Source organism: Streptomyces sp. NPDC028289 (genome assembly GCF_055565975.1).
The window spans coordinates 129,301-151,149 of the sequence record NZ_JBVHTI010000001.1 but is presented as its reverse complement, the minus strand read 5'-3'; the positions used below and the strand labels follow the sequence as shown (position 1 = coordinate 151,149).

General features: G+C 70.4%; 25 protein-coding genes. 19 read left to right on the top strand and 6 right to left on the bottom strand.

Annotated elements, in window-relative coordinates:
* Positions 1–17: 17 nt before the first annotated feature.
* A complete protein-coding gene (locus tag ACZ4UV_RS00735; protein ID WP_451016313.1) occupies positions 18–821 on the bottom strand; it encodes an AAC(3) family N-acetyltransferase in 804 nt (267 codons plus the stop codon).
* A gap of 184 nt (positions 822–1,005) precedes the next feature.
* Here ACZ4UV_RS00735 and ACZ4UV_RS00730 point away from each other — a divergent pair, with 184 nt between their 5' ends.
* Genes ACZ4UV_RS00730 through ACZ4UV_RS00695 form a run of 8 tightly spaced genes read left to right on the top strand, consistent with a single transcriptional unit; the run spans position 1,006 to position 7,561 of the window.
* Positions 1,006–1,740: a helix-turn-helix transcriptional regulator gene (locus ACZ4UV_RS00730; RefSeq protein ID WP_350776411.1), complete on the top strand. Its 735-nt coding sequence runs from the start codon at positions 1,006–1,008 to the stop codon at positions 1,738–1,740.
* Entirely contained in the window at positions 1,737–3,158 is a 1,422-nt protein-coding gene (gene sufB / locus ACZ4UV_RS00725) for a Fe-S cluster assembly protein SufB (RefSeq protein ID WP_451016314.1), read from the top strand. The genes ACZ4UV_RS00730 and sufB overlap by 4 nt, the downstream gene beginning before the upstream one ends.
* Positions 3,159–3,213: 55 nt before the next feature.
* Positions 3,214–4,398: a Fe-S cluster assembly protein SufD gene (sufD, locus tag ACZ4UV_RS00720; RefSeq protein ID WP_451016315.1), complete on the top strand. Its 1,185-nt coding sequence runs from the start codon at positions 3,214–3,216 to the stop codon at positions 4,396–4,398.
* Positions 4,395–4,721 (top strand): non-heme iron oxygenase ferredoxin subunit, encoded by a 327-nt coding sequence (locus tag ACZ4UV_RS00715; protein ID WP_293997009.1) that lies wholly within the window; start codon positions 4,395–4,397, stop codon positions 4,719–4,721. Before sufD ends, ACZ4UV_RS00715 begins: the two co-directional genes overlap by 4 nt.
* Before the next feature lie 7 nt (positions 4,722–4,728).
* A complete protein-coding gene (gene sufC, locus ACZ4UV_RS00710; RefSeq protein WP_217544243.1) occupies positions 4,729–5,493 on the top strand; it encodes a Fe-S cluster assembly ATPase SufC in 765 nt (254 codons plus the stop codon).
* Positions 5,490–6,746, top strand: coding sequence for a cysteine desulfurase (locus ACZ4UV_RS00705; RefSeq protein ID WP_388913675.1), 1,257 nt, complete (start codon positions 5,490–5,492; stop codon positions 6,744–6,746). Before sufC ends, ACZ4UV_RS00705 begins: the two co-directional genes overlap by 4 nt.
* Before the next feature lie 18 nt (positions 6,747–6,764).
* Positions 6,765–7,232 carry a Fe-S cluster assembly sulfur transfer protein SufU gene (sufU, locus tag ACZ4UV_RS00700; protein WP_351485770.1) on the top strand — a complete coding sequence of 156 codons (468 nt, stop codon included), beginning with the start codon at positions 6,765–6,767 and terminating at the stop codon, positions 7,230–7,232.
* Positions 7,229–7,561, top strand: coding sequence for a metal-sulfur cluster assembly factor (locus ACZ4UV_RS00695; protein ID WP_351485771.1), 333 nt, complete (start codon positions 7,229–7,231; stop codon positions 7,559–7,561). The genes sufU and ACZ4UV_RS00695 overlap by 4 nt, the downstream gene beginning before the upstream one ends.
* Before the next feature lie 58 nt (positions 7,562–7,619).
* On the opposite strand, the gene ACZ4UV_RS00690 is transcribed toward ACZ4UV_RS00695, so the two are convergent.
* A complete protein-coding gene (locus ACZ4UV_RS00690) occupies positions 7,620–8,480 on the bottom strand; it encodes an AbfB domain-containing protein (protein ID WP_451016317.1) in 861 nt (286 codons plus the stop codon).
* A 308-nt stretch (positions 8,481–8,788) separates the two neighbouring features.
* Here ACZ4UV_RS00690 and ACZ4UV_RS00685 point away from each other — a divergent pair, with 308 nt between their 5' ends.
* From ACZ4UV_RS00685 to ACZ4UV_RS00670, 4 genes are all read left to right on the top strand, one after another.
* Positions 8,789–9,109 carry a DMT family transporter gene (locus tag ACZ4UV_RS00685; protein ID WP_293997024.1) on the top strand — a complete coding sequence of 107 codons (321 nt, stop codon included), beginning with the start codon at positions 8,789–8,791 and terminating at the stop codon, positions 9,107–9,109.
* Positions 9,109–9,645 (top strand): TetR/AcrR family transcriptional regulator, encoded by a 537-nt coding sequence (locus tag ACZ4UV_RS00680; protein ID WP_451016318.1) that lies wholly within the window; start codon positions 9,109–9,111, stop codon positions 9,643–9,645. Before ACZ4UV_RS00685 ends, ACZ4UV_RS00680 begins: the two co-directional genes overlap by 1 nt.
* A 406-nt stretch (positions 9,646–10,051) precedes the next feature.
* Positions 10,052–11,041, top strand: a complete 990-nt coding sequence (gene dapD / locus ACZ4UV_RS00675; protein WP_451016319.1) for a 2,3,4,5-tetrahydropyridine-2,6-dicarboxylate N-succinyltransferase — start codon at positions 10,052–10,054, stop codon at positions 11,039–11,041.
* Positions 11,042–11,301: 260 nt separating this feature from the next.
* On the top strand, positions 11,302–11,835 hold the full coding sequence (locus ACZ4UV_RS00670) for a DinB family protein (RefSeq protein ID WP_467835087.1): 534 nt from the start codon (positions 11,302–11,304) through the stop codon (positions 11,833–11,835).
* Between the two features lie 250 nt (positions 11,836–12,085).
* Here ACZ4UV_RS00670 and ACZ4UV_RS00665 read toward each other — a convergent pair whose 3' ends face one another.
* From ACZ4UV_RS00665 to ACZ4UV_RS00655, 3 genes are all read right to left on the bottom strand, one after another.
* Positions 12,086–12,595, bottom strand: a complete 510-nt coding sequence (locus ACZ4UV_RS00665) for a hypothetical protein (RefSeq protein ID WP_390038377.1) — start codon at positions 12,593–12,595, stop codon at positions 12,086–12,088.
* 133 nt (positions 12,596–12,728) lie between these two features.
* Entirely contained in the window at positions 12,729–13,649 is a 921-nt protein-coding gene (gene dapA, locus ACZ4UV_RS00660; RefSeq protein WP_390038379.1) for a 4-hydroxy-tetrahydrodipicolinate synthase, read from the bottom strand.
* A gap of 90 nt (positions 13,650–13,739) precedes the next feature.
* Complete coding sequence (locus tag ACZ4UV_RS00655) at positions 13,740–14,525, bottom strand: FAD-dependent oxidoreductase (RefSeq protein WP_451016321.1); 786 nt, start codon at positions 14,523–14,525, stop codon at positions 13,740–13,742.
* Between the two features lie 20 nt (positions 14,526–14,545).
* Here ACZ4UV_RS00655 and ACZ4UV_RS00650 point away from each other — a divergent pair, with 20 nt between their 5' ends.
* The 6 genes from ACZ4UV_RS00650 to ACZ4UV_RS00625 all read left to right on the top strand — a co-directional run bounded on the left by ACZ4UV_RS00650 (position 14,546) and on the right by ACZ4UV_RS00625 (position 18,185).
* Positions 14,546–15,154 (top strand): TetR/AcrR family transcriptional regulator C-terminal domain-containing protein, encoded by a 609-nt coding sequence (locus ACZ4UV_RS00650; RefSeq protein ID WP_451016342.1) that lies wholly within the window; start codon positions 14,546–14,548, stop codon positions 15,152–15,154.
* 115 nt (positions 15,155–15,269) lie between these two features.
* Positions 15,270–15,446 (top strand): hypothetical protein, encoded by a 177-nt coding sequence (locus tag ACZ4UV_RS00645; RefSeq protein WP_451016344.1) that lies wholly within the window; start codon positions 15,270–15,272, stop codon positions 15,444–15,446.
* Entirely contained in the window at positions 15,443–16,120 is a 678-nt protein-coding gene (locus ACZ4UV_RS00640) for a hypothetical protein (protein WP_467835083.1), read from the top strand. Before ACZ4UV_RS00645 ends, ACZ4UV_RS00640 begins: the two co-directional genes overlap by 4 nt.
* A gap of 73 nt (positions 16,121–16,193) precedes the next feature.
* Positions 16,194–16,670, top strand: coding sequence for a DUF3618 domain-containing protein (locus tag ACZ4UV_RS00635; protein WP_467835080.1), 477 nt, complete (start codon positions 16,194–16,196; stop codon positions 16,668–16,670).
* A gap of 151 nt (positions 16,671–16,821) precedes the next feature.
* Entirely contained in the window at positions 16,822–17,430 is a 609-nt protein-coding gene (locus tag ACZ4UV_RS00630; protein ID WP_390038387.1) for an ArsR/SmtB family transcription factor, read from the top strand.
* Positions 17,431–17,447: 17 nt separating this feature from the next.
* The gene (locus ACZ4UV_RS00625) at positions 17,448–18,185 is read left to right on the top strand and encodes an SRPBCC family protein (protein WP_390038389.1); all 738 of its coding nucleotides are present in this window, start codon (positions 17,448–17,450) and stop codon (positions 18,183–18,185) included.
* Positions 18,186–18,200: 15 nt separating this feature from the next.
* Here the strand turns inward: ACZ4UV_RS00625 and ACZ4UV_RS00620 are convergent, their stop codons facing one another.
* Positions 18,201–20,027 carry an endonuclease/exonuclease/phosphatase family protein gene (locus tag ACZ4UV_RS00620; protein WP_451016324.1) on the bottom strand — a complete coding sequence of 609 codons (1,827 nt, stop codon included), beginning with the start codon at positions 20,025–20,027 and terminating at the stop codon, positions 18,201–18,203.
* A 341-nt stretch (positions 20,028–20,368) separates the two neighbouring features.
* Here ACZ4UV_RS00620 and ACZ4UV_RS00615 point away from each other — a divergent pair, with 341 nt between their 5' ends.
* Positions 20,369–21,799, top strand: coding sequence for a hypothetical protein (locus ACZ4UV_RS00615; protein WP_390038393.1), 1,431 nt, complete (start codon positions 20,369–20,371; stop codon positions 21,797–21,799).
* Positions 21,800–21,849 lie beyond the last annotated feature (50 nt).

The following is a 21,849-nucleotide window of genomic DNA, read 5'->3' as shown; positions in this document are numbered from 1 at the left end:
ACCCGGACGGCCGGGTGCTAGATCTCCTCCTCACGGGGACGGTGTACGGCCAGCCATCGCTCGGCGTAGGCCACGGCTTCCGCCACGGGGAAGAGCCGGGCGGCCGCCGCGCCGACCTCTCCGCGGACGACGGCACTCCGGTCGCGTTCGAAGTCGTAGCCCAGTTCGTCGAAGCGGTCGGAGGTGATCGACACCTCGGTGACCTCCTCCCAGCCGCCGCCGGGGGCGGGACGGCCGACCCGGACGCGCGGAGAGGGGATCCGGTACTCGGCGAGGTGGAAGCTGGTGCAGGTGGCGTAGCCGGTGCCGAGCATGAGCACGCGCGCGTGCAGTTTCTCCAGCCGGGCCAACGGGCTCCGCTCGCCGAGCCGGCAGTCGGGGGCGTGGCCGTCGAGGATCTCCGCCGCGCGGGGGCCGACGGCCGCGAAGGAGGTCTGCGGGTGGGCGCTGCGCAGCGCGCCCGGCCAGGTCCGCACGGCCTCCGGGATCACGCCGACCCCACGCGAGGGGGTGGTCCTGGGGTCGTACGGCGGCATGGTGGCCCGGATCGTCTCCCACCACTCCTCGGGGACCGGCGGATTCCGCCACACCGCGGGGTCCGAGAGATCGCCGGTCTGGGTGGGCACCACCAGGGTGCCCTCCGGGCCGAGGGCGTCGAGGAGGGCCTGGACGACCGCCACGGCTCCGCCGTTCACCCACCCGAGGGAACTGAGCGAGGTGTGTGCCAGGAGGGTCTCGCCGGTCTTGACACCGAGCAGGCGAAGCTGCCCGGCGAGGGCGTCCCGGGTGACAAGAGGGCCGGTCGGAGGGGGTGTGGGCATGGTTCCGGAGTGTTCCCGAGGGGGCCGTGGAATGCCACCCGATTGGCCGAGGGATGATCGATCAAAGATCGTTTCCGCAGGTCAGGGCAGGTCGCCGGTTAGGCATACCTAAGTGATGCAGGGCACCGTCCCATCGCCCGGACGCCGCTTGCCTGGCCCTGAGGAATTACGCAACAATGGCGTTGTGAAAAACGTCGGCGAGGCTCGGGAGACCCCCACGGGGACCCAGCAGGAGGAGCTAGCGACCGGTGAGCGCTCGACGCGCAACCGGGTCGCACGGTCGATCCTGGACCACGGCCCGTCGACCGTCACCGAGCTGGCCGGACGCCTGGGCCTGACCCCCGCGGCCGTACGCCGGCATCTGGACGCCCTGGTCGCCGACGACGTCGTGGAGGCGCGCGAGCAGCGGGTGTACGGCGCGCGGACGCGCGGCCGGCCCGCCAAGGTCTTCGTCCTCACCGACTGCGGCCGGGACGCCTTCGACCAGTCCTACGACAAGCTCGCCGCCGACGCGCTGCGCTGGATCGCCGAGCAGGGAGGCGGCCAGGAGGCGGTCGCCGCCTTCGCGCGGGCCCGGATCACGGCCCAGGCGAGTGCCTACCGCAAGGCGATCGAGAGCGTGAGCCCCGACGAGCGCACCGAAGCGCTGGCCAAGGCCCTGAGCCTGGACGGGTACGCTGCAACGGCGCGCACCGCACCGGTCGGCGAACAGTTGTGCCAGCACCACTGCCCGGTCGCCCACGTCGCGGAGCAGTTCCCCCAGCTGTGCGAGGCGGAGACGGAGATCTTCGCCGAGCTGCTCGGAACGCACGTCCAGCGACTGGCGACCATCGCGCACGGCGACGGCGTCTGCACGACGTTCATCCCCAAGATTTCCACTGACGCATCTGCAAGCACGGCCGGGAGGAACCCCGCATGACTCTCCCCACGGAGACTGCCCACCCTGAGCTCGAAGGCCTGGGCAAGTACGAATACGGCTGGGCCGACTCCGACGAGGCCGGCGCCTCCGCGAAGCGTGGTCTGAACGAGGACGTGGTCCGGGACATCTCGGCGAAGAAGTCCGAGCCGGAGTGGATGACCAAGCTCCGCCTCAAGGGCCTGCGCCTCTTCGAGAAGAAGCCCATGCCGAACTGGGGCTCGGACCTCTCCGGCATCGACTTCGACAACATCAAGTACTTCGTGCGCTCCACGGAGAAGCAGGCGGAGTCCTGGGAGGACCTGCCCGAGGACATCAAGAACACCTACGACAAGCTGGGCATCCCGGAGGCCGAGAAGCAGCGCCTGGTCGCCGGTGTCGCCGCCCAGTACGAGTCGGAGGTCGTCTACCACCAGATCCGCGAGGACCTGGAGGAGCAGGGCGTCATCTTCCTCGACACCGACACCGCGCTGAAGGAGCACCCGGACCTCTTCAAGGAGTACTTCGGCACCGTCATCCCGGTCGGTGACAACAAGTTCGCCTCGCTGAACAGCGCGGTGTGGTCCGGCGGCTCCTTCATCTACGTGCCGAAGGGCGTGCAGGTCGAGATCCCGCTCCAGGCCTACTTCCGCATCAACACGGAGAACATGGGCCAGTTCGAGCGGACCCTGATCATCGTCGACGAGGGTGCCTACGTGCACTACGTCGAGGGCTGTACGGCCCCGATCTACAAGTCGGACTCGCTGCACTCCGCGGTCGTCGAGATCATCGTCAAGAAGAACGCCCGCTGCCGCTACACGACCATCCAGAACTGGTCGAACAACGTCTACAACCTGGTCACCAAGCGCGCCGTCGCCTACGAGGGCGCCACCATGGAGTGGATCGACGGCAACATCGGCTCCAAGGTGACGATGAAGTACCCGGCCGTCTACCTGATGGGCGAGCACGCCAAGGGCGAGACCCTCTCCATCGCCTTCGCGGGCGAGGGCCAGCACCAGGACGCCGGCTCCAAGATGGTCCACATGGCGCCGAACACCTCCTCCAACATCGTGTCGAAGTCCGTGGCGCGTGGCGGTGGCCGTACCTCCTACCGCGGTCTCGTCGAGATCGGCGAGGGCGCCGCCGGATCCAAGTCGAACGTGCTGTGCGACGCGCTGCTCGTCGACACGATCTCCCGTTCCGACACGTACCCCTACGTGGACGTCCGCGAGGACGACGTGTCCATGGGCCACGAGGCGACCGTCTCCAAGGTCTCCGAGGACCAGCTCTTCTACCTGATGAGCCGCGGTCTCTCCGAGTTCGAGGCGATGGCGATGATCGTGCGCGGCTTCGTCGAGCCGATCGCGAAGGAGCTGCCCATGGAGTACGCCCTCGAACTCAACCGGCTGATCGAGCTCCAGATGGAAGGCGCGGTCGGCTAAGCGACCGCCGTCACCGTCAAGCCACTCACGTAAGAAAGCGAGCAGACCGACAGCCATGGCTGAGGCTCAGAACACCCCGGTGGGCTCCACCACCGCAGGCGCCATCGCGGTGGCCGCCGAGTCGACCGTCGCCACGCGCATGAGCGCGCCCCCCTCCTTCGACGTCGCGGACTTCCCGGTCCCGCACGGCCGCGAGGAGGAGTGGCGGTTCACCCCGCTGGAGCGCCTGCGCGGGCTGCACGACGGCACGGCGGTCGCGTCCGGCGACAGCCTGAAGGTCGCGGTGGAGGCCCCCGAGGGCGTCGCCGTCGAGCTGGTCGGCCGCGACGACCCCCGGCTCGGCCGGGCCGGCACCCCGGTGGACCGGGTCGCCGCCCAGGCCTACTCCGCCTTCGAGCAGGCCGGCGTGGTCACCGTCCCCAAGGAGACGGTGCTCACCGAGCCGATCCGGATCAGCGTGCACGGCCAGGGCGGGGTCGCCTACGGCCACCAGGTCGTCGAGCTGGGCGCCTTCGCCGAGGCCGTCGTCGTCATCGACCACACCGGTGACGTGGTCACCGCCGCCAACGTCGAGTACGTCCTGGGCGACGGCGCCAAGCTGACCGTCGTCTCCGTCCAGGACTGGGACGACAAGGCCGTCCACGTGGCCCAGCACAACGCCCTGGTCGGCCGCGACGCCAGCTTCAAGTCCGTGGTCGTCACCTTCGGCGGCGACGTCGTACGACTGCACCCGCGCGTCTCCTACGCCGGCACCGGCGGCGAGGCCGAGCTGTACGGCCTGTACTTCACCGACGCCGGGCAGCACCAGGAGCACCGCCTGCTGGTCGACCACAACACCCCGCACTGCAAGTCCAACGTCGCCTACAAGGGCGCGCTCCAGGGCGAGGACGCGCACGCGGTGTGGATCGGCGACGTCCTCATCGAGGCCAAGGCCGAGGGCACCGACACCTACGAGATGAACCGCAACCTGGTCCTCACGGACGGCGCGCGCGTCGACTCGGTGCCGAACCTGGAGATCGAGACCGGCGAGATCGTCGGCGCCGGGCACGCCTCCGCCACCGGCCGCTTCGACGACGAGCAGCTCTTCTACCTGATGGCCCGCGGCATCCCGCAGCACGAGGCCCGCCGCCTCGTCGTCCGCGGCTTCTTCGCCGAACTGGTCCAGCAGATCGGTGTCGCCGACATCGAGGAGCGCCTGCTCGCCAAGATCGAGGAGGAGCTGGAGGCCTCGGTCGCATGACGTCCACTGCGTTCGTACGCGCCTGCGGGCTGAGCGAGCTGGAGGAGGACACCCCGAAGCGGGTGGAACTCGACGGCACGCCGGTCTCGGTCGTGAAGACCGAGGGAGAGGTGTTCGCCATCCACGACATCTGCTCCCACGCCAACGTCTCGCTCTCCGAGGGCGAGGTGGAGGACTGCCAGATCGAGTGCTGGCTGCACGGCTCCAGCTTCGACCTGCGCACCGGCAAGCCGTCCGGCCTCCCGGCCACGCGCCCCGTCCCCGTATACCCCGTAAAGATCGAAGGGGACGACGTGCTCGTCTCCCTCACCCAGGAGTCCTGAGGCACCCATGGCAACGCTTGAAATCCGAGACCTGCACGTCACCGTCGAGGCCGACAACGCCACGAAGGAGATCCTCAAGGGCGTCGACCTCACCGTGAAGCAGGGCGAGACGCACGCCATCATGGGCCCCAACGGCTCCGGCAAGTCGACCCTCGCCTACTCCCTCGCGGGTCACCCGAAGTACACGATCACCGGCGGCACCGTGCTGCTCGACGGCGAGGACGTCCTGGAGATGTCCGTCGACGAGCGCGCCCGCGCGGGCCTGTTCCTGGCGATGCAGTACCCGGTCGAGGTCCCCGGTGTCTCGGTCTCCAACTTCCTGCGCACCTCCGCCACCGCCATCCGCGGCGAGGCCCCCAAGCTGCGCACCTGGGTGAAGGAGGTCAAGGAGACCATGGAGCGCCTCTCCATGGACCCCTCCTTCGCCGAGCGCAACGTCAACGAGGGCTTCTCCGGCGGCGAGAAGAAGCGCCACGAGATCCTCCAGCTCGAACTGCTCAAGCCGAAGATCGCGATCCTCGACGAGACCGACTCCGGTCTCGACGTCGACGCCCTCCGCATCGTCTCCGAGGGTGTCAACCGCGTCCGTGAGACCGGCGAGGTCGGCACCCTGCTGATCACGCACTACACGCGCATCCTGCGCTACATCAAGCCCGACTTCGTCCACGTCTTCTCCGCCGGCCGGATCGTCGAGTCCGGCGGTGCCGAGCTCGCCGACAAGCTGGAGGACGAGGGCTACGAGGCATACACGAAGGGTGGCGTATCCGCGTGACACAGTTGCCGGGCCTCCTCGACACCGAGGCGATCCGCAAGGACTTCCCCGTCCTGGACCGTCTGGTCCACGACGGCAAGAAGCTCGTGTACCTGGACAACGCGGCTACCAGCCAGAAGCCGCGCCAGGTACTGGACGTCCTCAGCGAGTACTACGAGCGCCACAACGCCAACGTCCACCGCGGTGTGCATGTGCTCGCCGAGGAGGCCACGGCGATGTACGAGGGCGCGCGCGACAAGGTCGCGGAGTTCATCAACGCGCCCAGCCGCGACGAGGTGATCTTCACCAAGAACGCCTCCGAGTCGCTGAACCTCGTGGCCAACATGCTGGGCTGGGCCGACGAGCCCTACCGGGTGGACCACGAGACCGAGATCGTCATCACGGAGATGGAGCACCACTCCAACATCGTGCCGTGGCAGCTGCTTGCGCAGCGCACCGGCGCGAAGCTGAAGTGGTTCGGGCTCACCGACGACGGCCGCCTCGACCTGTCCAACATCGACGAGGTCATCACCGAGAAGACGAAGATCGTTTCCTTCGTACTGGTCTCGAACATCCTGGGCACGGTCAACCCGGTCGAGGCGATAGTGCGCCGCGCCCAGGAGGTCGGCGCCCTCGTCTGCATCGACGCCTCCCAGGCCGCGCCCCACATGCCGCTGGACGTGCAGGCCCTCCAGGCCGACTTCGTGGCCTTCACCGGTCACAAGATGTGCGGCCCGACCGGCATCGGCGTCCTCTGGGGCCGCCAGGAGCTCCTCGAGGACCTGCCGCCGTTCCTCGGCGGCGGCGAGATGATCGAGACCGTGTCGATGCACTCGTCGACGTACGCCCCGGCGCCCCACAAGTTCGAGGCGGGCACCCCGCCGGTCGCCCAGGCGGTCGGCCTCGGCGCGGCCATCGACTACCTCAACGCCATCGGCATGGACAAGATCCTCGCCCATGAGCACGCGCTGACGGAGTACGCGGTCCAGCGCCTGCAGCAGGTCCCGGACCTGAAGATCATCGGCCCCACCACGGCCGAGGACCGGGGCGCCGCGATCTCCTTCACCCTCGGGGACATCCACCCGCACGACGTGGGCCAGGTCCTCGACGAGCAGGGCATCGCGGTCCGGGTCGGCCACCACTGCGCCCGCCCCGTCTGCCTGCGCTACGGAATTCCTGCGACCACGCGAGCGTCGTTCTATCTGTACTCCACTCCGGCCGAGATCGACGCGCTGGTCGAGGGCCTGGAGCACGTACGGAACTTCTTCGGCTGAAGGGCGTGAGCTGAGACCGTGAAGCTGGACTCGATGTACCAGGAAGTCATCCTGGACCACTACAAGCACCCGCACGGGCGTGGTCTCAGGGATGGCGACGCCGAGGTACACCATGTGAACCCGACGTGCGGCGACGAGATCACCCTCCGAGTGAAGTACGACGGCACGACGATCGAGGACGTCTCGTACGAGGGCCAGGGCTGCTCCATCAGCCAGGCCTCGGCCTCCGTACTGAACGATCTGCTGGTCGGCAAGGACCTGGCGGACGCGCAGAAGATCCAGGAGACCTTCCTGGAGCTGATGCAGTCCAAGGGCAGGATCGAGCCCGACGACTCGATGGAGGAGGTCCTGGAGGACGCCGTCGCGTTCGCCGGTGTCTCCAAGTACCCGGCCCGGGTCAAGTGCGCCCTCCTGAGCTGGATGGCGTGGAAGGACGCGACGGCCCAGGCGCTGGGTGGCGCCGACGCCGAAAGGAAGACGGCATGAGCGAGACCGTTGAGATGAAGCCGGCCTCCGAGGAGGAACTCCGCGAGGCTCTGTACGACGTCGTCGACCCCGAGCTGGGCATCGACGTGGTCAACCTCGGGCTGATCTACGGCATCCACATCGACGACGCGAACATCGCGACGATCGACATGACCCTGACCTCGGCGGCCTGCCCGCTGACCGATGTCATCGAGGACCAGGCCAAGTCCGCCACGGACGGCATCGTCAACGAACTGCGCATCAACTGGGTCTGGATGCCCCCGTGGGGCCCCGACAAGATCACCGACGACGGCCGCGAGCAGCTGCGGGCGCTCGGGTTCAACGTCTGAGATCCCGGCACACGAAAGCGGCGGCACCCTGCCTGGGGTGCCGCCGCTTCTCCATGTCTCAGCTCAGCCCGTCCACGAGGTCGAAGAAGAAGTCCTCGCGGTTGGTCGTGTTGTAGCCGTACGGGTCCAGGCGCAGCTGGAAATTCTTGTGCCGCAGGGCGTAGTTGGGGTAGTTCACCGACTGGAACAGCACGTCGTCCGAGTACGGCGACTTCTGGGGGCAGAAGGTGGCGTCCTGCTTGAAGAGGCTGCTGCCGTCGTTGCTCTCGGCGCGCAGCACGAAGTTCTGGTGGCGCAGGTACAGCCCGTCGTGCGTGGCGAAGGAGTAACAGGAGGCGTTCGCCAGGCCCTTGACCAGTTCGAAGGTCGAGTCCTCGCGGGACTCGGAGCCGCGGGGCTGGTCGAGATACACGTAACTGCCGCTTACGTGCCAGTAGCGGTCCGGGTAGTTGACCGAGCGGACCGACTTCCCGTCGGTGCCGGGCTGTTGCGCCGAGCCGCCCGAACTCCCCTTGCTGGGCGTGGCCTTGGAAGGCTTGGCGCTGGACGGCGCGGACTTCGGACCGGCGCCGGACGAGCCGGCCGTCGCCGTGCCGGACTTGGACGCGGACGCGGTCGGCGAGGTCGTCGACATCCCCGACGTGCCCTTCGGCGGTCCGGTGGTACCCGGCGCGGACGGCGAGGCGAAGGACAGCAGACCGGGGCCGTTGTCGGTGTTCGCGGTCGCCGTGGGATTCGGTGACGCCTTGTCAGGGGTGTTGTGGCTGACGGCTATCGCCGTGACGCAGGCGACGACGGTGGCTATGGCCAGCGTGCCGGCCAGCCAGAGTCTTCGGGTTCCGGGAGCCCGGGAGGTGTCGGGGGCCCAGCCGTTCTCCCAGGCGGGATGCGGCGGGGGTTGGGGGGTGGTTTCTGGCATGCGCGTTTCCTCCAGCGGCGCCAAGGCAGCGGCCGGGGATGTGAGGGTGGGGTGAGTGAAGTGTGAAGCAGTGGTGGATCACAGAGGTGCACACACTAGTGGAGACACGGGGCTGCTGGGAGCCGTTTCAGCTAGCGGTTTCTGTGAGCATTAAACATCCCTGTGTGGCGTGCGGGAGTGGAATCGGCAACGCCGACGGTGCGCACCGGCCGGAGACCGTCTGCCGCAGGGAAACCCGTTTCCGGCTGTGCGCCCTGGTGTCGCACGGTTGTGTACGCCCGTACACAACGTTGCGTACACTCGTACACATGGGATACCTGACGCTCGCCGGCGCCATAGCCGCCGAGGTCGCCGCCACGACGGCGATGAAGTACGCGGACGGATTCACCAGGCTCTGGCCCTCGTTGCTGACGGCACTGGGATACGTCGTCTCGTTCCTGCTCCTGGCCGAGACGCTGAAGACCGTGTCGATCGGCACGGCGTACGCGATCTGGTCCGGGGTCGGCACCGCCGCCATCGCCGTGCTCGGCCTGCTGCTCTTCGGGGAGGGACTGAGCACGGTCAAGATCGCGGGGATCGTGCTGATCATCGGGGGAGTGGTGGTCCTGAACCTGGGGGGCGCGCACTGATGCCCCGCCGTTACGACCCCGACCGCAAGCAGCGGATCATCGAGGCGGCGATCCGCGTCGTCGGCGAGAAGGGAATCGCCGGGCTGAGCCACCGCACCGTCGCCGCCGAGGCCGACGTCCCGCTCGGCTCCACGACGTACCACTTCAGGACCCTCGACGAGCTGATGGTCGCCGCGCTGCGCCAGACGAACGAAGGCTTCGCCAAGGCGGTCGCCGCGCACGGCGGCCTGGACGACTCCGCGACGGACCTCGCCACCGCCCTCGCCCGGATCCTCGGCGACTGGCTGGGCGGCGACCGTACCGCCGTGGAGCTGGAGTACGAGCTCTACCTCGCCGCCCTGCGCCGCCCGGCCCTGCGCCCCGTCGCCGCCGAATGGGCCGACGACCTCGCCGAACGGCTGGCCCGGCGCGCCGACCCGGTCACGGCGCGGGCGCTGGTCGCGCTGATGGACGGGATCTGCCTCCAGGTGCTGCTGACGGGGACGCCGTACGACGAGGGGTACGCGCGGCAGGTGCTGGGACGCGTGATTCCCTGACGGAACGCGTCCGTCATGACCGTCGCGGTCGTGGCCGCGGTGACCGCCGTCGCCGTCACCGCCGCCCTGCTGGTGGGCGGGACCGGCACGGGACGCGGGGCGCAGCCCGCGACGCCGGACCTCGACCCGAAAGGGACGAGTGCGGCCGACTTCCCTGATCCACCCGCGGACCTACCGGTTCATCGGCTAGCGCATGGTCTTGGACGGCAAGGCCCCCACTGTCGGCGGGCTGCTCACGACGGCGGTGGTGGACAAGGCCGGCGAGCGTCCCTGACGCCACCCGCCCAGACCCGGGAGGCCCGCACGCCGGGGGAGTGCGGGCCGCCCGGAGCATCTTCGGCCCGCCCCCTGAGACGCCCCGCACGCTGGTTCGCCTCGCAGGCCCCCGGCCGGTTAGGTTGCCCTCATGACCGACACGACTGCTCCCCGTCCCACCGGTGCCGCCGCCGCCGGCCTCGCCACGATCGCCGCCGACGGCACCGTTCTCGACACCTGGTTCCCCGCCCCCGCCCTGGTCGCCGAGCCCGGGCCGTCCGGCACCGAGACGCTCTCCACCGAGCAGGCCGTGGAACTCCTCGGCGAGGGTGCGGCCAAGGTGATCGGCCCGGACGTCCGCCGCAACGTGGAGGTCGTCGCGGTCCGTACGGTCATCGCCTCCCTCGACGACAAGCCGCTCGACACCCACGACGCCTACCTGCGCCTGCACCTGCTCTCGCACCGCCTGGTGAAGCCGCACGGCCAGAGCCTGGACGGCATCTTCGGCCTGCTCGCCAACGTCGCCTGGACCTCCCTCGGCCCGGTGGCCGTCGACGAGATCGAGAAGGTCCGGCTGAACGCCCGCGCGGAGGGCCTGCACCTCCAGGTGACCTCGGTCGACAAGTTCCCGCGGATGACCGACTACGTCGTCCCGAAGGGCGTGCGCATCGCCGACGCCGACCGGGTCCGCCTCGGCGCGCACCTCTCCGAGGGCACCACCGTCATGCACGAGGGCTTCGTCAACTTCAACGCCGGCACGCTCGGCACCTCGATGGTCGAGGGCCGCATCTCGGCCGGCGTCGTGGTCGGCGACGGCTCGGACATCGGGGGCGGCGCCTCCACCATGGGCACGCTGTCCGGCGGCGGCAACGTCATCATCGCCATCGGCGAGCGCTGCCTGATCGGCGCCGAGGCGGGCGTCGGCATCGCCCTCGGTGACGAGTGCGTGGTCGAGGCCGGCCTCTACGTCACCGCGGGCACCCGCGTCACCATGCCCGACGGTCAGATCGTCAAGGCCCGCGAACTGAACGGCGCCTCCAACATCCTCTTCCGCCGCAACTCGGTCTCCGGCGCCGTCGAGGCCCGCCCGAACAACGCGGTGTGGGGCGGGCTGAACGAGATCCTGCACAGCCACAACTGACCAACGGCGGCCGCGACCTGCCGAGCCGTCGGCAGCTGTCGCGTCGGTCGTCGCTGAGCGCCCTTCCACGGCCCGGAGACTGCCCGGGGGAGGGCGCTCACCGCGCTGCCGGGGCTCGGCGACGTAGGTGTCCGATCCGGCCCACCCGTGTGACGAGACAGCGAACGGGGAGGAGTTGAGCCTTCTGACCGCTCGGCTGGCCGGCGCCTTGCGAGACGTCCGGGTATGGCGGCGTTGACCTCGCCTGCGACAATGCGCCCATGACTGATGCCCCTGGGCCGCAGACCTTCGCTTCGCCGCTCAAGCCCGTCGACCTGCCCACCATCGCGGCTGACCGTGAGGCCTTGGCCGGGTGGCTCGACTACCACCGCGCCGAGTTGCTGAGGAAGCTCGACGGGTTGACCGAGGAACAGGCCGGCCGGCGCGTCGTTCCGTCCCTCACCACCCTGCACGGACTGGTGCGACACCTCACCAAGGTCGAGTTCGTCTGGTTTGTCGACGTCATCAAGCAGAGTGAGGAACCCGCGCCCTTCGGTTGGCCGACGCGCAGGGACGGTGACTTCCTGTTGGACGACGGCGCGACGCTGTCTGAGGACGTCGCGCGCTACCTGGCCGCCTGCGAGCGCAGCCGCCAGATCTTCGCCGGGGTCTCACTGGACGATGTTCGTACGCACCACCGATTCGGGGATCTCGACGTGCGTTGCATCATGCTCCACATGATCAGGGAATACGCCCAGCACAACGGCCACGCGGACATCATCCGCGAGCTCATCGACGGCGGTACGCCGAACTGAGTCCCCTCATACCTCCCTCCGGGCGCGGCCTGTAGCGCCGTTGGGCGGCCGGCGCACGACCCTGGTGCTCCTACCGGTACGGCGTGTGTGATCGCGCAAGGCCGCCTGCGTTCGAGCGGTTCCGCTGTGAGGCACAGGCGAAGATCATCGAACTGTGGGCGATCTGCGAGACGGTGCCATCGCTCGCGCCAGCGCACCGACGCCCGCCGCCACCGAGCTGAGCGCCTTCCCGTGTGACCGGGAGGGGCGTTCAGTCGTCGTGCGGCAGGGAAGCGTGGAACTCCGTCAGTGCGGCGAAGTCGTCCTCGCGCAGGCCGATCCGGGGGCTGACGTGATGCAGGAGGGCCGGGCCGGGGTGATGGGAGCGGACGTACAGCGTGTCCGCCGGGGTCTGTTCGTCGTCCACCCAGGCGAACGGCCGCCCCTCTGCATACGCCACGATCGCCTCGGTCTTCCAGTGGACCCCGTCCGGCCGCTCGGCCAGCAGGCCTCGCCCGAAGTCGACGTACGGCAGTTCGGGGAGGCCGACGACCGGGCCGATCCAGCGGTTGGCCTCGGCCATCCAGGTGGTCGCCCAGCACAGCTCGTAGCCGAGGGCGAGCAGCGCCGGCCCGTGGGACGGGTTCAGCCACACCCGCAGCGGGCGGCCCGGACGGACGGTCGCCCGGATCGTCGTATAGCCCTCCGGGCGTCGCTCGGGCTTGGCCGCGTACGGGTTGAGGGGGCCGTCGACGTCCAGGAACAGCAGGGGAGGGCGCACGGGGCCAACGTACGGCAGCGGCGGGCGGAGCACCGGCGAATATCCCCGCGCCGGGCAGGGGCGGCGGCGTCGCTGCGCACGCTTCGCTGCGGGGCAGGGCCAGGGGGGATTCCGACGCTTCGCCGAGCGTTGATCAGGCGGCCATGGACTCCGTGAACTCCGCGTACACCGCCCGCAGCCGGTCCGCCGTCTCCCGGCCCGCGGCGCGCAGAGGTGCGCGTACCGGGCCCGCCGGCAGGCCCGTTGCGGCGAGCAGCGCCTTCGCCGTGACCGTGCCCGGCAGGCCCGCGGCCGTCATCGCCTCGATCAACGGGACGGCACCCAGCTGGAGTTCGGCCGCTCGGGCCGTGTCGCCCGCGTCGAACGCCTCCAGGATCGCGGAGACCCGGGAGGGGACGACATTCGCCACCGTGCTGACACAGCCGGCCGCGCCCACCGCGTACAGGGCGAGGATGTGCTCGTCGCAGCCCGCGTAGTACGCCAGGTCCGTGCGCGCCAGCACCTTCTGGGTGCCGAGGAAGTCGTACGAGCAGTCCTTCACGGCCACGATCCGGGGGTGCGCGGCGAGCCGGACCAGCGTCTCCGGCTCGATCCGGGTGCCGGTGCGGCCCGGGATGTCGTACAGCATCACCGGCAGCCCGCTCGCGTCGGCCACCTGGAGGAAGTGCGCCTCCAGCGCGTCCTGCGGGGGCCTGCTGTAGTACGGCGACACCACCAGGACGCCGTCCGCGCCCGCCTTCTCGGCCGCGCGCGTGAGCTCGACGGTGTGCAGGGTGTCCGCGGTGCCCACGCCCGCGACGAGCGGCACCCGCTCGCCCACCGCCGCCCGGACGGCCGCGATCAGCTCGGCCTTCTCCGCATCCGTCGTGGTCGGCGACTCACCGGTGGTGCCGTTCAGCACCAGACCGTCGCAGCCCTCCGCCACCAGATGCGCGGCCAGCCGCCGGGCGCCGTCGAGGTCGAGCGCGCCCGCTTCGGTGAAGGGGGTGACCATGGCGCAGAGGGTGCGGCCGAAGGGGCGGGGCGAACGGGCGGTGCCGTGTGGGTTCGTCATGGGGGTAGTCTCGGCAGCGCGAAAGCTTAGCTCCACTTAATTTTTCTACGATGAATGTCTTAGGAACACTAAGCTGTTGGTTTTGATGCCTCAGGAAAGCTTTGCTTCGGGGGCGAAGGCAGGCAGTTTTTCGAGGCTGCCGCGTACGGCCTCGGCGCCGTACTCGAACATCTGCCGCTCGTAGTCGTCGACCGCGTCGAGCAGTTCCCGGCGGCCTTCGCCCGCCTCGATCAGGCGGCGGCGCAGCAGGTCGGCGTCGCGCAGCGCGGTGTTCGCGCCGTTGCCGCCGGTCGGGGAGGTGGCGTGGATGGCGTCGCCGAGCAGTGTGACCGGGCCGGACGCCCAGCGCTCACCGGGCTTGACCACCCGGATGGACAGCAGTGTGCTGTTGTCCGGGTCGGCCTGCTCGATCAGCGTGCGCAGCTCCGGGTGCCAGCCTTCCATCCTGGACAGCACGGCGTCCTGCGCGGTCAGGTCCTCCAGCGAGCCGTTTCGCGGCAGGATCATGGCCCAGCGCACGTAGTCACCGATGTCGGGCAGCGTGACGTCGGGGGCCAGTTGCTCGGCGGCCTGCTTCGGTGGGGTACGGAAGCGCATCGCGCCGAGCAGCAGGCTGACGCCGTCGCCCGTGATCTTCGAGCCGTAGGCCTGGGACAGGCCGGTGAACTCGTCGGTCAGCGGGGTGCGGCCGATGACGAACCGGACGCCGGTGTCGGTCGGGGTGGTCCGCGGCGACAACACCCCGCGGACCGCGGAGGCGATGCCGTCCGCGCCGACGAGCAGGTCGGCGGTGGCCGGGTCGCGGCGGGCGAACCGGGCCCGGACACCGCCGTCGGGCAGTACGTCGTAGCCGGTCAGCGCGGCGTCGGTGTGCACCGTGAGGCTGGTCAGCAGCCCTGGCGGTCGTCGCCACCGAGGGGTACGACGCGCTGACCATCCGCCGGGTCGCCGCCGTGCTCGGGACCGGTCCGTCGTCGCTGTACGCGCACATCGTCAACAAGGACGACATCGACGATCTGCTGATCGGCAGGCTCTACGCCGAGGTCGTGCTCCCCGCACCGGACCCGGCTGCCTGGCGTGAGCAACTGCTCGGGGTGTACACGCAGATCCGCGACCTGTACCTGAAATACCCCGGAGTCTCCCGCGCCGCGCTGGCCGTGGTGTCGACCAACCTGGAAACGCTGCGGGTCGGCGAGGGAATCCTGGCGATCCTGCTCGCGGGCGGCGTCGAACCGCGGACGGCCGGATGGGCCCGCGACGCGCTGTCCCTCTACGTCAGCGCCTATGCGCTGGAGCAGTCCCTGGTCCGGCAGCGGCGCCGGCACCAGGATCAGGAATGGGTGCTCAGCCGCGAGGAGTTGCTGGACCGCTTCACCGCACTGCCTGCCGAGAGGTTCCCGCACACCCGACGTCATGCCGCCGAGCTGATCTCCGGCACCGGTCACGACCGCTTCGAGTTCGCCCTCGGCCTGCTCATGAACAACCTGCGGCCCGCTTCCGGTTGACCCGCGGCGTGCGGTGGCCGCAGGGCGCCGGGACGCGAGCGCGAGGCCCTGTGTCCCAAACGGCCCCTCATGGGCCACTATGGGCCGGACGGTCACCGACGGCAGGTCATGGGTCATGGGAGGCACCATGAAGCTGGGCAAGGCACTGGCCACCGGGGTCGCTGAGGAGCGGCCGCTCGTCCGCGACGAGGTACCCGGACTTTCCGAACTTCCCGAAGAGACCCACGAGCTCCACGAGACCCAGGAACTCCGGGAGGCGCCCGCGTCCGAAGGGGCTCCGGCCGCCCGATGAGGCCCTGGCTCCCGGCGGAACGGCCGACGGAGCCGCCGGCCGGTTACAAGATCGCCCACCCGATGCTGTCCCAGGACGGTGCACGGGCCGGGTTCACCGGTGTGTCGCTGGGCGGCGCGCTGCCGTACGGAGTGCTGGACGATGCGTCCTGCGGCTACGGCCGACGGCACCGCCCGCCCGCGCGGCTGTGCGACTGCGGCTTCCACTGTGTGCACGAACGCGAGGTCGCCGAGGCCCTGCTGTGCACCGCGGAGCACCGGGCGGCCGTGCTGCTCGAGGTCTCCGTCCTCGGCGCCTACATCCGTTTCGAGCGCGGTTTCCGCTACGCTCGGCAGCGGGTGCGGACCGCGACCGTCGGGCCGTGCGCCTGCGGCGCGCCGGCCGTCGCGCTCGCCGACGCGGGCTGGGGCAGGCCCGGCTGGCGTGCCCTCGCGGCCGCCTGCGCGGGCTGTGTCCGCGCGCGTGCGTCCGTCTCGCTCGCCGGATTCGCCCGGCTGGCGGGGCAGGGGCTGCATGTGATCGCCGGGGGTACGGCGGCCGACGGCGGCCGGACCGTGGTGTGGGAAGGCCTCGGGGTGCCCGAACTGGTCGCGGAGGCGGCTCTGTTGCAGGCCCGCCTCGACTGGTTCCAGAGCCAGCTCGCCCGGCTCGGCGAACGGGGCGAGCAGGGCTGAGGGCGCCCGGACCGGGTACTCGGAAGGTCAGCAGTCAGAGCGGACGCCGACGAGACCAGGAGGGGCAGCACCGATGACGAAGAGGACCGCACGCGGAACGGGGGCCCGACTGCCCCACACCGCCGGTGCCCTGGCGGCGAAGGCCGACCTCAAGGGCCGTACCCAGGCCCGCGCCGCCGACCTCGTGGACAAGGCCGGCGCGCTGACCGTGCAGCTGCGCGAGGGTGCGACCAGGGCCGGTCACCAGGCCCAGGGCCGGGCGGTGAAGGGCGGCCGCACGGCACAGGAGCAGATGGCCAAGGCGCGGCACACGTTCCAGGAGCGGGCGCTGCGGACCGGACACGCCGTGCAGGAGCGGGCCGGGCACGCCGGGCACCTGGCGTCGGAGAAGGCCGCCGTGGCGGGGCACGCCGTCGAGGGCCGGGTCCCGCAGCCCGCGCGCCTGGTCGTGCGGGCCGTCGTACGGCACCCGAGGCCGGTGCTGGTCGCGGGCACCGCCGTCGCCGTCGCCGTGGCGGTGGGCGTGCTGCGCCGGGGCCGTCGCGCCTGAGATCCGCCGAGGGCCACGGCCGGGATCCGTCGAGGGATCCGCCGGGATCCAACGGGGCTCCGCCGGGATCCGTGGAAGGGCCGCGCCCCACCGTTCCACCGAAAACTCCACCCGTGTGGACAAAAAAAGTTTTCGGTGGGACGGTGGAGCCATGCTGGACGTCACCGTGATCGAGGACCCCGAGGCAGCGGCCGTGTCGCTCGACCCCATACGGGCCAGGCTGCTCGCCGAACTGGCCGACGCGCCCGCGTCGGCCGCGATGCTGGCCGGCAAGGTCGGGCTGCCCCGGCAGAAGGTGAACTACCACCTGAAGACGCTGGAGCGGCACGGCCTGGTCGAGCTGGCAGGAGAGCGGCGCAAGGGCAACGTCACCGAGCGGCTGATGCGCGCGACCGCCGCGTCGTACGTCATCTCGCCGGCCGCCCTGCCCGCCGTACAGCCGGACCCGGACCGCTTCCGCGACCAGCTCTCCGCGCGCTGGCTGCTCGCGCTCGGCGCGCGTCTGGTGCGCGACGTCGGCATGCTGGTCACCGGGGCCGCCAAGACCCGCCGGCGGCTGGCGACCTACGCGCTGGACGGCGAGGTCCGCTTCGCCTCCGCCGCCGACCGGGCGGCCTTCGTGCAGGAGCTGACGGCGGGTGTGAGCGCGCTCGTGCGCAAGTACGACGCACCCGACGCGGAGGGCGGCCGGGACCACCGGATCGTGGTCGCCGTCCATCCCACGGTCAAGGACCGGCCCACCCCCGAGCTGGAACAGTAGGCGGCAGGAGCCCCATCATGTCCAAGGAATTCGAGATCGCCCGTGAGTTCGAGGTCGACGCCACGCCCGCGGAGGTGTGGGAGGCGATCACCCACGGCACCGGCGGCTATCTGTGGCCGATGCAGCCGCCCGAGCCCCGGGTGGGCGGCACGGCGGCCTTCGGATCCACTGTCACCGCCTACGACCCGCCGCACCACCTGGTCACCCGCAGCGAGGACGTCGGCTTCCCGACCCAGAGCACCAACCAGCTGGAGCACGTCATCGAGGAGCGCGACGGCGGCCGCCGCGCCTGGGTGCGCTACGTGCACAGCGGGATCTTCACCGACGACTGGGACAACCAGTACGACGGCGCGAGCCGGCACACCGACTTCTACCTGCACACCCTGCGCGAGTACCTCACCCACTTCGCGCCCCGCCCGGTGAGCTTCGCCCAGCTGAACGGGCCGGAGGCGTCCCAGGCGCCGGACGCCTTCGCCGCCGTGGGCCGGGCCCTCGGCCTGCCGGACGACCTGGCGCCGGGCGCGAAGGCGAGCGTCCACGGGCCCGGCGGGCGGGTCCTGGACGTGGTGGTCGACTACCGCGACCCCTACTTCGTCGGGCTGCGCACCGAGGACGCCCTCGTCCGGTTCTTCGGGCGCAATCACTGGGGCGCCCCGGTCGGCATCAGCGTCCACGACTTCGCTCCGGACGCCGACGCCGAGGCGAACGAGACCGCCTGGCAGGACTGGCTGAACGGGGTGTTCGGCCAGTCCTGAGCCAAGGCCGACCGCTTACGGGCGGAAGCGCAGCACCTGCGGGTCGTGGTCGCTGATCTGGTCGTGGAACTCCGAGTTGATGTGCACGCTGTCGTACTCGAAGTCGCCCTTGCCGCGGATCTGCTTGCTGATCAGGATCTGGTCCAGGACCTGCTCGTTGCCCTGGTAGTCGTAGGTGTAGCGCTCCTTCGTCGGCAGCGACTGGATCGCCGACCAGAGCGCGCCGTGGCTCTCCAGGATCTTGGTGGTGCCGGAGAAGTCGAAGTCGTTCATGTCGCCGAGCGCGATGACCTCGGCGTCCTTCTGGACGTCGAGGATGTTCCTGACGAACGCGTTGACCAGCGTCGCCTGCGCGTGGCGCTGGGTCTCCGAGCTGCGCACCACCGGCTGGTACTGCGAGGTCAGCCCCTGGTCGCCGCCCTTGGAGTTCAGGTGGTTGGCGATCACGAAGACCGTCTTGCCCTGGAAGACGAACTCGCCGGCGAGCGGCTTGCGGCTGGCCGTCCAGGCGGAGTTCGCCGGGTCGATGCGGCCCGGGGAGGCCGTCAGCTGGGCCTTGCCGTGCACCTTGGCGACGCCCACCGCGGTGGTGGAGTCGCCGCCCGCGCGGTCGACGAAGGAGACCCGCTCCGGGTTGAACAGGAAGACCTGGCGGATGTTGCCGCCGGGCTCGCCGCCGTCCTGGTCGTTGACGGGGTTGATGGAACGCCACTGGTACGTCGGGCCGCCGGCCGCGACGATCGCGTCGATCAGCTTGTTCACCGTCACGTCGGCGGCGACCGTGCCGTCGTCCGTCGCGCCGTTGTTGTCCTGGATCTCCTCCAGGGACACGATGTCGGGCGACTGGAGGTTGTTCACGATCGCGGACGCGTGCGCGGCGAAGGTGCCGTCCGAGGGGTCGAGGTTCTCGACGTTGTAGGTCGCCACCGCCAGCTGGCCGTGCGACTGCTTCTTCGTCGTCTCGCGCTGCAGGCCACCGCTCTTCAGGGTGCCCAGCGTGCCCGCGACCAGGGTGTAGCCGCCGTACTGGTTGTAGTCCATCGGGCCGGTCGTGGCGCCGGTCAGGGTGTCGCCGACGTTCGCCACCGGGAAGTCCGCGGTCGAGCCGAGGGACTGGATCTGGAGGCGGCCGGTGTTCTGGTCGCGGTAGGAGCGGTACAGCGAGCCGCCGCGGTTGGTGCGGTTCTCGTGCGGCTTCACCGTGACCCACAGCTCCGCGTACGGGTCGGTGGCGGTGACCACGCGGGCGTCCTTGACCTGGACGTTCATGCCCTCCAGGGACTCGTAGTAGTCCAGGGCGTACTTCTTCGGCTGCAGGGTCAGGCCGTTGATCGAACTGCCGGCGGCCGTGTCACCCGCCGGGGTGTACGCGCTCGGCACCGACTTCTTGTCGATCACGACCGGCGCCGGGACCGCGTTGCCGGTGGAGACGGTGGTGATGGTCGGCTTGGTGATCTCGGTCAGCGACTGGTTGCCGGTGGAGGCGCCGCCCGGGACGTACTCGGAGACCGTGCCGGTGACCTTGACGGAGTCGCCGACCGCGACCTTCGGGGTGGAGCTGGTGAAGACGAAGACGCCCTCGCTGGTGGCCGGGTTGTCGTCCGGCGTCGGATCCTGGATCCAGAAACCTCTGGAGGAGCCGTAGGTGCGCGTGCCCGTGACGATGCCGGGGACGTCCGTCACCTTCTGGCCGGCGTACGGGGATATACGCGTGGTGCCCTGGACGTCGTGGATACGCAGCCCGTCGGCCTGCGCGGGCGAGGTGAGGGCGACGGTGGACGCCGCGCTGCAGACGGCGGCGACGGTGAGCGCGGCGAGACGCGCGGAAGACCTGCTCGGCAAGGGAATCCCTCCGGGGACATCGGAAGCGCCGGGACAAGGGCGGTTTATGGAGCGTTCATGACACGTTCATGTATGCCATGTGACGCGGATATGACACGCGTAGATACCGAGTGAACAGTTGTCCCCCCGTTTTCTACGCGCGTCAATCTCCTGCCTGATCAAGGCAGTTGTCAAGGTTTCAGCCATGTACGGGGCCGGGCGGGGAGATGAACCGGGTGGCATGGGTGGAAATCCGTCTAGGCTGAGCGGCTGAGCCGTACGGCGTCCAGGTGGTCGTACGGCCGTCGATACGGTGTCCATGTCGCCGTACGACCGTTGAGGCGTCCGAGGAGAACCAGCCGATGTCTGACAGCGCCCCCCTGCCCCCGGTGCGGTTGCGTTCCGAAGCGGAGCTGGCGCACGCCGCGCTGTCCACGCCGTTGCTCACCCGGGCCGCGCGGCTCGCCCGCTGGGCCGGCCCCGACACCCGTGTGGACGCAGGTGGCGAACTGGTCGAGGAGCAGCTCCCGGCCGCCGCCGAGGTGCTCGGACTCACCGGGGAGGACGCCGTCGCCTACGCCGGTGAGGCCTGGCGGGTCGCCGTGGACGCCGGACTGGTCGAGATCGCCGACGAGGAGGCCGGGACCGTGGCGGCGGGGGAGGAGCTGGCGCTGCTCACCGGCGGCTCGCCGCACGACGTGCTCGCGGTGTGGCAGGCCGCGCTGGAGACCGTGATCGCGGACGCGAGCGTGCCCGACCTGGACGGAATTGTCGACGCGCTCGACGAGGGCGGCGAGGTCGATTTCTCGTCACTCGGCTGGGACCCGGAGGCGGAGGCGGAGTTCCTCGACGGTGTCCTCGGCAACCTGTACCTGCTGACCGTGAGCGAGGGTGGTCCCGGCGAGGCGCCGGTGCCGCTGCCCGCGCTCGCCGCGTCGATGATCGTGCCCAGCGACATGGGGGAGCCGACCAACGACGTCCTCGAACAGGTCTCCGACGCGATGATGCGGCTTGACGACCAGTTCCGGTTGCTGGAGCCGGTCGGGCTCGTCGAGTACCAGCCGGTCGACGAGACGCTGATGGCCGACGCGGAGGAGGAGCCGGCGGCGGGGCCGGTCGACGAGGCCGACGTCTCCCGGTACGGCATGGTGCGGCTCACCCCGCTCGGCGCGTACGGGCTCCGGGCGCGGCTGCTGGAGGCCGGGTTCGAGGCACCGGCGGTCGGCGAGCTCGCCGACAAGGGCGCGGACGCGCTGCTCGACGGCACGGCCGCGTTTCCGCAGGGCGCCGCGCAGGCCGAGACCGAGCAGTGGCTGGCCCGCCGTGAGTCCCTCGCCGCGGCGCGCGAACTGCTGGCCGCCGCGCGCGGTGCGGACGCGGGTGCCCCGCTGCGGCGGCTGCGCTGCCAGCAGGCGCTGTCCCTGCTCGGCGCCGAGGCCGAGCCCGCCCTCCGCGAGGTCCTCGACGACCCCGAGCTGGGTGGCCTGGCGAGGGTCTGGCTGGCCGAACGCGGCGCCGCCGACGTGCCGGCGCCCTCCCAGGACATGATCTTCTGGCTGACCATCGACACGGTGGCCGCGCAGTTGGCCGCCGAAGGGAACTCCGAGGAGCTCCAGGCGCTGGTGGAGGGCCTCGCCCGGCAGCACGGCGGGTTCTTCGCCCAGGCGTGGCGGGTGGGGCACCCCGACACGGCCGACGTCCTGGAGGCGATGGGCCGCCTGCACCCCGACAAGAAGGTGGCCAAGGAGGCCCGCAAGGCGGCGTTCAAGGCACGGTCGCAGCACGGGGGGTAGGGGCGAAGGGGTGGGGGGTGCGCGGAGGTTGGGCACCGCCGGCTGCGTTG